This window comes from Bradyrhizobium sp. NAS96.2, assembly GCF_001908235.1.
Classification (GTDB): Bacteria; Pseudomonadota; Alphaproteobacteria; order Rhizobiales; family Xanthobacteraceae; genus Bradyrhizobium.
In genome coordinates this window covers 1-11,422 of record NZ_LGHK01000240.1, presented here as the reverse complement: position 1 = coordinate 11,422, position 11,422 = coordinate 1, and the positions used below count along the sequence as shown (strand labels likewise).

General features: G+C 63.5%; 9 protein-coding genes. 4 read left to right on the top strand and 5 right to left on the bottom strand.

Translation table 11 applies throughout. The annotated features are described in order from the left end of the window. The first annotated feature begins 350 nt into the window (after window positions 1-350). Window positions 351-1,577 (top strand): ABC transporter substrate-binding protein, encoded by a 1,227-nt coding sequence (locus AC628_RS37000; RefSeq protein ID WP_074131598.1) that lies wholly within the window; start codon window positions 351-353, stop codon window positions 1,575-1,577. A gap of 273 nt (window positions 1,578-1,850) precedes the next feature. Here AC628_RS37000 and AC628_RS36995 read toward each other — a convergent pair whose 3' ends face one another. Further along, window positions 1,851-2,276, bottom strand: a complete 426-nt coding sequence (locus tag AC628_RS36995; RefSeq protein WP_050426137.1) for a DUF1330 domain-containing protein — start codon at window positions 2,274-2,276, stop codon at window positions 1,851-1,853. Window positions 2,277-2,413: 137 nt separating this feature from the next. Here AC628_RS36995 and AC628_RS36990 point away from each other — a divergent pair, with 137 nt between their 5' ends. Next, entirely contained in the window at window positions 2,414-4,681 is a 2,268-nt protein-coding gene (locus AC628_RS36990; protein WP_074131597.1) for a transglycosylase domain-containing protein, read from the top strand. Between the two features lie 186 nt (window positions 4,682-4,867). Here AC628_RS36990 and AC628_RS36985 read toward each other — a convergent pair whose 3' ends face one another. The 4 genes from AC628_RS36985 to AC628_RS36970 all read right to left on the bottom strand — a co-directional run bounded on the left by AC628_RS36985 (window position 4,868) and on the right by AC628_RS36970 (window position 8,987). Further along, complete coding sequence (locus AC628_RS36985; RefSeq protein WP_074131596.1) at window positions 4,868-5,707, bottom strand: M48 family metallopeptidase; 840 nt, start codon at window positions 5,705-5,707, stop codon at window positions 4,868-4,870. 198 nt (window positions 5,708-5,905) lie between these two features. Further along, window positions 5,906-7,231, bottom strand: coding sequence for a polyhydroxyalkanoate depolymerase (locus AC628_RS36980; RefSeq protein WP_074131595.1), 1,326 nt, complete (start codon window positions 7,229-7,231; stop codon window positions 5,906-5,908). A gap of 128 nt (window positions 7,232-7,359) precedes the next feature. After that, window positions 7,360-8,184, bottom strand: a complete 825-nt coding sequence (locus AC628_RS36975; protein ID WP_074131594.1) for an ABC transporter permease — start codon at window positions 8,182-8,184, stop codon at window positions 7,360-7,362. Further along, a complete protein-coding gene (locus AC628_RS36970; protein ID WP_074131599.1) occupies window positions 8,181-8,987 on the bottom strand; it encodes an ABC transporter ATP-binding protein in 807 nt (268 codons plus the stop codon). The genes AC628_RS36975 and AC628_RS36970 overlap by 4 nt, the downstream gene beginning before the upstream one ends. A 123-nt stretch (window positions 8,988-9,110) precedes the next feature. On the opposite strand from AC628_RS36970, the gene AC628_RS36965 reads away from it, so the two are divergent. Then, entirely contained in the window at window positions 9,111-10,430 is a 1,320-nt protein-coding gene (locus AC628_RS36965; protein WP_074131593.1) for an ActS/PrrB/RegB family redox-sensitive histidine kinase, read from the top strand. A gap of 136 nt (window positions 10,431-10,566) precedes the next feature. Then, complete coding sequence (locus AC628_RS36960; protein ID WP_016845514.1) at window positions 10,567-11,121, top strand: ActR/PrrA/RegA family redox response regulator transcription factor; 555 nt, start codon at window positions 10,567-10,569, stop codon at window positions 11,119-11,121. Window positions 11,122-11,422 lie beyond the last annotated feature (301 nt).

The following is an 11,422-nucleotide window of genomic DNA, read 5'->3' as shown; positions in this document are numbered from 1 at the left end:
GTCGCGGAAACCATCTTGGCCCAGCGATCAGCACGATCGCATCAAACAGGCCGGACATATGGATGACAGCGATCCGAACCGTTCCACAAAGCTCTTGTGCCACGGGGGCCGTCCACATATGGGTCCTGCTTTCGCAGGGACGACACTGAGTGTGCTGCGCCCCCGCTACGCCCTTCTTTTTGCGCTGCCCCCTACTTTCGTTGACTGAAATCGTTCACCTTTTCGGCATTGATCGTCTTGCGTCGCAGCAAGCGTTCCGCCAGTATCCCGGCCCAGCGATGGCGACCGCGGGCCTTGAACCCGCGGACAAGATCATCGGCCAACATCAGTCACGTGAGGGAAACAGCATTATGAGGAACGGGATTTTCCACCTAGTCACGGGAACGGCGCTCGCGATCGCGCTGTCTGCAACGTCGGCCTCCGCGCAGAAGAAATACGATCCCGGCGCGAGCGATACCGAAATCAAGATCGGCCAGACCGTCCCCTTCTCCGGACCGGCCTCCGCCTATGCCTCGATCGGCAAGACCCAGGCGGCCTATTTCAAGATGATCAACGATCAGGGCGGCATCAACGGCCGCAAGATCAATTTGATCCAGTATGACGACGCCTATTCGCCGCCGAAGGCGGTCGAGCAGGTGCGCAAGCTTGTCGAGAGCGACGAGGTGCTCTTGACCTTCCAGATCGTCGGCACGCCGTCGAACGCCGCGGTGCAGAAATATCTCAACGCCAAGAAGGTGCCGCAGCTGTTCGCCGCCACCGGCGCCTCGAAGTTCACCGACCCGAAGAACTTCCCCTGGACGCTCGGCTTCAACCCGAACTACTTCGTCGAAGGCCGCATCTACGGCCAGTACATCCTGAAGGAGCATCCGAACGCCAAGATCGGCATCCTCTATCAGAACGATGACCTCGGCAAAGACTACCTGAACGGCATCAAGGCCGGCCTCGGCGACAAGGCCGCCAAGATGATCGTGGCCGAAGCCTCCTATGAGGTCTCCGACCCGACGATCGATTCCCAGGTGATCAAGATCAAGGATGCCGGCGCCGACCTGTTCTTCTCGGCCTCGACGCCGAAGCAGGCCGCCCAGGCGATCAAGAAGATCGCCGAGCTCGGCTGGCATCCGGTCCACATCGTCGACATCAACGCCACCTCGGTCGGCGCGGTGCTGCAGCCCGCAGGCCTCGAGGCTTCCAAGGGCCTGATCTCGACCAACTACGGCAAGGATCCCGCCGATCCGCAGTGGAAGGACGATCCGGGCATGAAGCGCTATTTCGACTTCATGGCCAAGTACTATCCGGACGGCGACAAGAACTCGAACTTCAACACCTACGGCTACTCCACCGCCCAGCTGATGGTGCATGTGCTGAAGCAGTGCGGCGACGAGCTGACCCGCGAGAACGTGCTGAAGCAGGCCACCAACCTGAAGAACGTCGACCTCGACATGGCGCTGCCCGGCATCAAGGGCAACACCACGCCGAACGACTATCGCGTCAACAAGCAGCTGCAGATGATGCGCTTCAACGGCGAGCGCTGGGAACTGTTCGGCCCGATCCTCGAGGACGCCGGCCCGGCGGGCTAGTGGTTCGCGCAGGTTTGAGATGCAATCGGCGGCCTCCCGGCCGCCGATTTGTTTTTGAGGCCTAGCTAGCCCTTGTCACGGCCATTCCGAGGCGCTGCGACGCTTTATCACCGTCATTGCGAACGAAGCGAAGCAATCCATTCCTCCACTTGCGGCACGATGGATTGCTTCGTCGCTATCGCTCCTCGCAATGACGGGGATGGGCGTTGCGCTCCATCACCGTCACCCTGATCAGGGTGACGGGGGATAGTGTCTGCTCGTGGCTTTAGACGCCTACTTCGGAATCTCGCCAAAATTCTTCCCGACCGGCAGCACGGCGTGGCGGATCAGCCGTGAATCCTCCACGGCGGCCTGACGGTGCTTGACCGCCTCGCGATAGACGGGATCGCGGATCATCTCGACGAAGGCGGCGACGCTTGGATACTCTGCGATGAAACAGTGATCCCAGCGCTCCTCTTGCGGGCCGATCAGCATCAGCTCGAAGCGGCCCTGCCAAACGATGCGGCCGCCGAGCCGCTCGAACACCGGGCCACTCTCGCGGCCGTAGGCCGCGTAAGCTTCCGCGCCGGTTGCCTTGCGGCCGTCAGGATAGGCGGCCGATTCGCGCAGGCGCACCAGATTGAGCATGTGGATCGGGCCCGGCCGGTTGTTGTCCCGGAACTGCGCAAACACGTCTTTGGTCGGATCGATATGGCCCATGCGGTGCTCCGTTGTTTTCTTGTTCCATCTATATCTAGCACGCGCTGCCCTACCTCCTAATCCCCCGTTAAGCTTTGCGTAACCGCCCCTTAAACCGGGAACGCTAGCGTGCACCCCTGTAAGGGTGAGCGTTGCGGATGGCGTGGGGACGTAAAAAAGGCGGTGGACGCAAGGAGCCGCTGTTCGGGCTCCCGGCCGCGCTTGCCGACCTCAGACTGTCGCCCTCCGATCGCATTCCCGGCGGTGGCGACGACAAGCCCGCCAAATCGAAACCCAAGAACAACGAAAAGAGCGCCGACAAGAGCAGCGATTCCGGTAGCGAGAGACCGCGCCCGTCGCGCAGCGGCAGCAAGCGGCGCAGCAAGTCGCGCGGCTTCGGCATCGGCCGGCTGTTCTATTGGACCGCCGTGCTCGGCCTGTGGGCCGGCATTGCGGTGATCGGTGTCGTGGTGTGGGTCGGCGCGCATCTGCCGCCGATCCAGTCGCTGGAGATTCCCAAGCGTCCGCCGACGATCCAGATCGTCGGCATCGATGGCTCAGTGCTGGCGCAGCGCGGCGAGATGGCCGGCGCCAACATCGCGTTGAAGGATCTTCCGCCCTATCTGCCGAAAGCGTTCATCGCGATCGAGGACCGGCGCTTCTATTCGCATTTCGGCGTCGACCCGGTGGGCATCCTGCGCGCGGCGGTGACCAACCTCCTGCATCGCGGCGTCTCGCAGGGCGGCTCGACGCTGACGCAGCAGCTCGCCAAGAACCTGTTCCTGACCCAGGAGCGCACCATGCAGCGCAAGCTGCAGGAGGCCGAGCTCGCGCTGTGGCTGGAGCGCAAGCATTCCAAGAACGAGATTCTCGAACTCTACCTCAACCGGGTCTATTTCGGCTCCGGCGCCTACGGCGTCGAGGCGGCAGCGCAACGCTATTTCGGCAAGTCGGCGAAGAACGTGACGGTGCCGGAAGCTGCGATGCTCGCGGGTCTCGTCAAGTCGCCGTCGCGGCTGGCGCCGAACCGCAACCCCGAAGGCGCCGAGCAACGCGCGCAGGTCGTGCTCGCGGCGATGGCCGACGCAAAGTTCATCACCGAGGCGCAAGCGAAAGCCTCGATCGGCCAGCCCTCGATCGCGGTGAAGCCGGCCGGCGCCGGCACCGTGAACTATGTCGCCGACTGGATCGGCGAAGTGCTCGACGATCTGGTCGGCCAGATCGACCAGGACATCATCGTGCAGACCACGATCGATCCGAAGCTGCAGGCCGTCGCCGAAGCCGCCGTGATCGACGAGCTCGCCGCCAAGAGCGTGAAGTTCAATGTCAGCCAGGGCGCGCTGGTGGCGATGACGCCCGACGGCGCGGTGCGCGCCATGGTCGGCGGCCGGAACTATTCCGAGAGCCAGTACAATCGCGCCGTCACCGCGAAGCGGCAGCCGGGCTCGTCGTTCAAGCCGTTCGTCTATCTGACCGCGGTCGAGGCAGGGCTGACGCCGGACACGATCCGCACCGACGCGCCGCTCGACATCAAGGGCTGGAAGCCGGAGAACTACACCCACGAATATTTCGGCTCGGTGACCCTGACCCAGGCGCTGGCGATGTCGCTGAACACGGTCGCGGTGCGGCTCGGCGTCGAGGTCGGCGCCAAGAACGTGGTGCGCACCGCGCACCGGCTCGGCATCTCCTCCAAGCTCGAGCCCAACGTCTCGATCGCGCTCGGCACCTCGGAAGTGTCCGTGCTCGAACTGGTCGGCGCCTATGCGCCGTTCGCCAATGGCGGCTACGCCGTGTCGCCGCATGTGGTGACCAGGATCAAGACCAGCTCGGGCAAGCTGCTCTATGACCGCCCCACTGATCCGCCCAACCAGGTGATCGAGCCGCGCTATGACGCGATGATGAACACCATGATGCGCGAGACGCTGATCTCGGGCACCGCACGCAAGGCCGAGATCCCCGGCTGGACCGCCGCCGGCAAGACCGGCACCAGTCAGGATTACCGCGACGCCTGGTTCATCGGCTACACCGCCAAGCTCGTCACCGGCGTCTGGCTCGGCAATGACGACAATTCGCCGACCAAGAAGGCGACCGGCGGCGGATTGCCGGTGGAAGTGTGGAGCCGCTTCATGAAGGCCGCGCACCAGGGCGTGCCGGTCGCGGCGATCCCGAACTCGCAAGGCAGCTGGGCACCGGCGAACCTGATGCAGATCTCGTCGCAGATCACGGCACCGTCAGCGCCGGCCGGGCCGATGCAGATCCAACCGCCGATGCAGCCACCGCCGCCCGCGCCGACCCCGTCCGGCGGCTATTACCGCCAGCCGCCGCCGATGCCGGCGCGCGCCTCGGCGCCGCCGCCCAACCCCAACGCGCGGCCCGAGGCGGCCGCAGGACTGGATGGCTGGCTGGCAGATCGGTTGTTTCGGTAGGCGTTAGGCGCGGTCGCGCCGCAACGTCAACTGTCATCCCCCGCGAAGGCGGGGGATCCAGTACGCCGCGGCCTATCGATTGAACACGAATGTCTCTGGATTACTGGATCGCCCGCTTTCGCGGGCGATGACGGCAGAGGTGACGGAAACAATGCGCAGGGATGGGTAGAGCGACGAGAGCGCCGCCTACTCCTGGATCCCGTAGCGGTGCAGGTCGTTGCCGTGGGTGTCGAGCCAGGTCTTGGCGCGCGTGACCGACGCGCAGACCTTGTCGACTACCCGCCAGAACCGCGCCGAATGGTTCATCTCGACGAGATGCGCGACCTCATGCGCGGCGAGATAATCGAGCACGAAGGGCGGCGCCAGGATCAGCCGCCAGGAGAACGACAGCGAGCCCGCCGAGGTGCACGAGCCCCAACGGCTGGACTGGTCGCGGATCGAGACCCGCCGCACCCGCACGCCGAGTTCCGCGGCATGCAGTGAAGCCGCCTTTTGCAGATCCTTGCGCGCCTCGCGCTTGAGGAAGTCATGCACCCGGCGATCCATGTGCTCGACGCCGCCGGCGACGCAAAGGATCTTCTCGCCGCTGTCGCGCGTTTCGGTCCACACCGTGCCGCGCTCGCCGGAGCGATGCACCAGCCGATGCGGCACGCCCCGCAACGGCACCACGGTGCCGGGCTGGAACGGCGCGGCCTTCGGCAAGCGGCCAAGACGGGCGGCGATCCAGCCGCCATGGATATTGGCGAACTCCTTGGCTTCGACGATCGTGCCGCGCGGCGGCATCGTCAGGATCGCTTCACGGTCGGTTGGATGAATCCTGAGCGTATAGCGGCGTGCGCGCCGGTGCCGGCGCAACCTGACAGTGAAAAACTGGGAGCCGTGTCTGACCAATACGGTCGCGGGTTCGGCAGGCCGCCGATAGAGGAGCGCGCGAGTAGCCATTTCTGAGAGTCCGGGGAGCAGGAGTTCGCCCGAACTCTGCCATATCCGCCGCCAGGGAAAGCGCTCGGCGCAAAAACAAATCATTTGCCCAATATACAGGGGTCGGCCGTTAATTGACCTCTACCGGCAGGGGTCGGAACCGGAATTTTTCCGATGAATCAGAGTCGCGAAAAAGGCCCAAGGGATGAAGTTAAATTCATCACTTGAGCCTCGGCTGATTTGAGATTCTTTTAGTTAAATCAGTGACTTACCCGGACGCGATAATCGCGGCCGGGATGATACCTATTCGGCCGCGGCGACCAGGGAAAGCCGCGTATTGGCTGCCGAAACCATGAAATCGGAGATCCGGGGCACGATTTCGGAGCGGAAACGCGAGCCGTTGAACACGCCATAGTGCCCGACGCCCTTCTGCACGTAGTGCACGCGGCGATGGTTCGGGATCGCCGTGCAGAGCGCGTGCGTTGCCTCGGTCTGGCCGAGACCGGAGATATCGTCCTTCTCGCCTTCGACCGTCATCAGCGCGACGCGACGGATCTTCGACGGATCGACCGGCTTGCCGCGGTGGGTCATCTCGCCCTTCGGCAGCGCGTGCTTGACGAAGACGAGATCGACGGTCTGCAGGTAATACTCCGCGGTGAGGTCCATCACTGCGAGATATTCGTCATAGAATTCGCGGTGCTTGTCGGCGAGATCGCCGTCCCCCTTCACCAGATGAGCGAACAGCGCCTTGTGCGCGTCCATGTGTCGATCCAGGTTCATGCTGATGAAGCCGTTGAGCTGCAGAAAGCCCGGATAGACGTCGCGCATAACGCCCGGATGCGGGAACGGCACCTTGGTGATGACATGGCTGCGGAACCATTCGATGCCGCGCTCTTCAGCAAGGTTGTTGACCGCGGTCGGATTGCGCCTGGTGTCGATCGGGCCGCCCATCAGCGTCATCGACAACGGTACGAACGGATCGTGGTTCGCTTCCATCACGGAGACGGCCGCAAGTACCGGCACCGAGGGCTGACACACTGCGATCACGTGCATGTTGCCGCCGAGTGCATGCAGCATCTCGATGACGTAATCGACATAGTCGTCGAGATCGAACCGGCCCTCGGCGAGCGGCACCATCCGCGCATCGGCCCAGTCGGTGATGTAGACCTCGTGCGTCGGCAGGAATGCCTCGACGGTGCCGCGCAGCAGCGTCGCATAGTGGCCGGACATCGGCGCCACGATCAGCACGCGCGGCTGCGGCGCGCGCAGGGGACGTGTCAGCTTGCGATCGAAATGCAGCAGGCGGCAGAACGGCTTTTCCCAGATCGAGCGAACCTCGACCGGGGTGCGGATGCCGTTGACCTCGGTCGTCGGCAGGTTCCAATCAGGCTTGCCGTAGCGACGCGTGGTGCGTTCGAACAGCTCGCAACCGGCGGCGATTGATTTGCCGAACTCGGTGTGCGTCCACGGATTGAGCGGGTTCTGAAACAGGATCTTGGTGGCGTCGGTTACCGCGCGCACCGGATTGAGCGACGCATGCGCCATCTCGTACATCCAGTACAGCGGCGTCGTGAGTGCCGGACTGCCTTCCGCCGCCAGTGGCGGTGCACCAAATTCACCGATGGGCATAGTATTTCTCAGACCCCTCTTTGCGCCGCAGCATACTGACCAATGCGCAACAATGCGTCAATGCGCCGCGAGCCCAATGTAGGGTCGATATCGGGCTAAAAGGCCGAGAATCCACGAGAAAGTGACATTTATTCACCACTGCTGAGCAGTGATCCGTTGCGCTTGGCGCTCTGCAAAAGGGCAAGGAAGACCGCAAAAGAGGCAGCGAACAGGATGGCGTTGATGACGAGCGCCCACGCCATCAGGTCGGCGCGGAAGACGTGATCGATCAGCAGCGACCGCATGCCCTCGAACACATAGGTCGGCGGCAACGCCCAGGCGACGTATTGCAGCCAGGCCGGCAGCACCTCGACCGGGTAGTAGATGCAGGCGAGCGGCATCACCGCGAACATCAGCGTCCAGACGATGCTCTCCGCCCCTAACCCATTGCGCAGCACGAGGCCCGAGGCGAACACGCCGACCGACCAGCTCGTGAAGATCAGATTGCAGAAGAACGCGATCAGCGGCAGCCCGATGGCGTAGAAATTGAAGCCGAAAAAGAACAGCGCCAGCAGCGTCATCGGGATCACGCCGATGGCGAGCCGGATCAGGCTCATGATCATCAGCGAGAGCAGGAATTCGATCGGCTTCAGCGGGCTCATCATCAGGTTGCCGAGATTGCGCGCCCACATCTCCTCCAGGAACGAGATCGAGAAGCCGAGCTGGCCGCGGAACAGGATGTCCCACAGGATCACCGCGCCGATCAGCGTGCCGCCCGCTCTGGCGAAAAAACCGGACGCCTGCGAGATATAGTTCTGCAGGAAGCCCCAGGTGATGATCTGCAAGGCCGGCCAGTAGATCAGCTCCAGCAGCCGCGGCCATGACGACATCAGGAGATACCAATAGCGCAGCACCATCGCATTGATGCGTTGCAGTGAGATGCCGTGCGCGTGATGGCTGACGATCTCGCTCATGGTGCGCCCTCCCGGAGGCGGCCGCGCGCCACGTCGAGAAACACCTCTTCCAGTGTATCGCGGTTGTAGCGCGCCATGATGCGTTCCGGGCTGTCGTCGTCCTGGATCTTGCCGCGCTTCATGATGATGACGCGGTCGCAGAGCCGCTCGACCTCCAGCATGTTGTGCGACGCCAGCAGGATGGTCGCGTTATGGCTCTTGCGGTAGGTCTCGAGATGCTGCCGCACCCAGTCGGCGGTATCCGGGTCGAGCGAGGCGGTCGGCTCGTCGAGCAGCAGCAGGTCCGGCTCGTTGATCAGCGCCTTCGCCAGTGCGACGCGGGTCTTCTGCCCGGCCGAGAGCTTGCCGTTGGAGCGGTCCAAGAATTCCTTGAGATCGAGATCGGTGGCGAGCTGGTCGATCCGCTCGCGCAGCTGCTTCACGGCATAGAGGCGGCCGAATATGGTCAGGTTCTGCCGCACCGTGAGCCGCATCGGCATGTCGACATAGGGGCTCTCGAAATTCATCCGGCCGAGCACGTCATAGCGCTGCTCGGGGATTTTCGCGCCCAGCACGCTGACGCGGCCCGAGGTCGGCAGCACCAGCCCCATGATCATCGCGATCGTCGTGGTCTTGCCGGCGCCGTTGCCGCCGAGCAGACCGGTGATGCTGCCGCGCGTGATACGGAAGGAGATATCGTCAACCGCGCGGGTGGTCTTGTAGACCTTGACCAGGTCCACGACCTCGATTGCGGCCGATCCGTCCTGATCGGCCACCGGCGGCTGATTGGGCGCTTGCGCCTGACCTGTCCCGCGCTGTTGCATATGGCCGTCATTGAGCCATTGCGACAATAAGCGCAAGGCTTAGCGGCAATAAAGGCTTGGCCTGCATCCTTGCGCTAAGTAGCGAATTTGTGCGCCGCCCACGGCAAAGCTAAAGTCCCTGACATGACCGACGTCGCTTCCGATTTCCGCCAACCTCGCCGCTATGTGCGCCTCGATACGATCCTGCGGCTGCGCTGGCTCGCCGCACTCGGCCAGCTCGTCGCGATCTTTGTCGTCGCCCAGGGACTGGAATTCGACGTTCCGATCGTGCCCTGCGTCATCATCGTGACGTTCTCGGCGCTGCTCAATCTGGCGCTGCAGATTGCATTCAACCCGATGCAGCGGCTGGAGCCGGCCTATGCCGCGGCCCTGCTCGCCTTCAACATCGTCGAGCTCGGCGGTCTCTTGTACTTCACCGGGGGCTTGCAGAATCCGTTCTCGTTCCTGTTCCTGGCGCCGGTGCTGATCTCGGCCACGGTGCTGCCGATCCGGCTGACGATCGCGCTCGGCTGCCTTGCGGTCGCCTGCGCCTCGGCGCTGTTCTTCTATCATCTGCCGCTGCCCTGGGATGGCGATGATCCCTTGGTGCTGCCGCCGATCTATCTGATCGGCGTCTGGCTTTCGATCCTGCTCGCGATCGGCGTCACCAGCCTCTATGCGTTCCAGGTGACCGAGGAGGCCCGCCAGCTCTCCGATGCGCTTGCCGCGACCGAGCTGGTGCTGACGCGCGAACAGCATCTGACCCAGCTCGACGGTCTCGCCGCCGCCGCGGCGCACGAGCTCGGCACGCCGCTGTCGACGATCTTCCTGATCTCGCGCGAGCTCGAGAAGACGGTGCACGACCCGGCGATTGCCGGCGACCTCAAGACCGTACGCGAACAGGCGCAGCGCTGCCGCGACATCCTGAGCAAGATCGCGCAATTGTCATCGAGCGGCGCGCCGTTCGACACCATGAAGCTGTCGACCCTGATCGAGGAGGCGGTGGCGCCGCATCGCGATTTCGGCATCAACATCAAGGTGCGGCTTGCTGTCGCAGCAACGCGCGAACCGGTCGCCGCGCGCAATCCCGCGATCCTTTATGGTGTCGGAAACATTCTCGAAAATGCGGTCGATTTCGCGCACCAGACCGTCGAGGTGAACGCGTGGTGGAACGCTGAAACCATCGAGATCGTCGTTTCCGACGATGGCCCGGGCATCGCGCCTGACATGCTGAAGCGGATCGGCGAGCCGTATCTGTCGCGCCGCCGGGGCGCGGATGAGGCCCAAAATGCGCGTGGCGGCTTGGGCTTGGGCGTTTTCATCGCAAGGACGCTGCTGGAACGCACCGGCGCCAAGGTGTCGTTTACCAATCGGCCCTTCCCCGATCACGGCGCCGTGGTGCAGATCGTCTGGCCGCGCGAGCGCTTTGAGGAATCCGCGCCCGGTGACGAGACCGAAGCTTAAGAACGGTTCTTAATCGCAACTCCTGGCATTACGGATGCAGCACTCTTTCCAGGGTGGCACGCGACTTTCGGCTGCCTTGGCAGCGCCGCAGTAGGACCCCATATTATTAGGGGTCTGCCACAGGGAAAAATGGATCGTGAACGCCATCACTGAACTGAATGACCATGCCGACCGCTCGCTCCTCATTGTCGAGGACGACAAGCCGTTCCTGGAACGCCTGTCGCGCGCGATGGAGACGCGCGGGTTCGCAGTGAAGTCATGCGACACGGTGTCTGATGGTCTCGCCGAGATCGGCCGCGCCGCGCCCGCTTTCGCGGTCGTCGACCTTCGCCTCGGCGACGGCAACGGTCTCGACGTCGTCTCGGCGTTGAAGCGCAAGCGTCCAGAGGCGCGCGCGATCGTGCTCACCGGCTATGGCAACATCGCAACCGCCGTGACCGCAGTGAAGATGGGCGCCGTCGACTATCTGTCGAAGCCCGCCGATGCCGACGACGTCGTCGCTGCCCTGCTCGCGACCGGCACCGAGAAGTCCGAGCTGCCGGCCAATCCGATGTCGGCGGACCGCGTGCGCTGGGAGCACATCCAGCGCATCTACGAGATGTGCAACCGCAACGTCTCGGAGACCGCGCGCCGCCTCAACATGCACCGCCGCACCCTGCAGCGCATCCTCGCCAAGCGCGCGCCGAGGTAAGCGATCGCTTCATCTGTTTTCGCGATGGCCGGGCTCAGTCCCGGCCATTTGCGTTTGTAGGACGCTTCGTAGAGCTTCGTAGGATGGGTGGAGCGAAGCGATACCCATCATCTCTCCCGGCGCTCGGAAGCTGATGGGTTTTCGCTTCGCTCTAGAGCAAAATCTGACCGAATTGAATCGAGGGGGATTCCCATCGATTGCAAAATCTGATTCACCCTGTGTGCTGGGCCGGAGGTCAGCATGCATGGCGAAGCCTTTGTCTGAAGATTTGCGGCTCAGGCTTATCCGGGCCGTTGAAGGC

Coding starts and splice junctions, on each gene's coding strand:
- AC628_RS37000 (WP_074131598.1), top strand. CDS start 351: ATGAGGAACGGGATTTTCCACCTAGTCACGGGAACGGCGCTCGCGATC.
- AC628_RS36995 (WP_050426137.1), bottom strand. CDS start 2,276: ATGGGCCATATCGATCCGACCAAAGACGTGTTTGCGCAGTTCCGGGAC.
- AC628_RS36990 (WP_074131597.1), top strand. CDS start 2,414: ATGGCGTGGGGACGTAAAAAAGGCGGTGGACGCAAGGAGCCGCTGTTC.
- AC628_RS36985 (WP_074131596.1), bottom strand. CDS start 5,707: ATGATTTGTTTTTGCGCCGAGCGCTTTCCCTGGCGGCGGATATGGCAG.
- AC628_RS36980 (WP_074131595.1), bottom strand. CDS start 7,231: ATGCCCATCGGTGAATTTGGTGCACCGCCACTGGCGGCGGAAGGCAGT.
- AC628_RS36975 (WP_074131594.1), bottom strand. CDS start 8,184: ATGAGCGAGATCGTCAGCCATCACGCGCACGGCATCTCACTGCAACGC.
- AC628_RS36970 (WP_074131599.1), bottom strand. CDS start 8,987: ATGCAACAGCGCGGGACAGGTCAGGCGCAAGCGCCCAATCAGCCGCCG.
- AC628_RS36965 (WP_074131593.1), top strand. CDS start 9,111: ATGACCGACGTCGCTTCCGATTTCCGCCAACCTCGCCGCTATGTGCGC.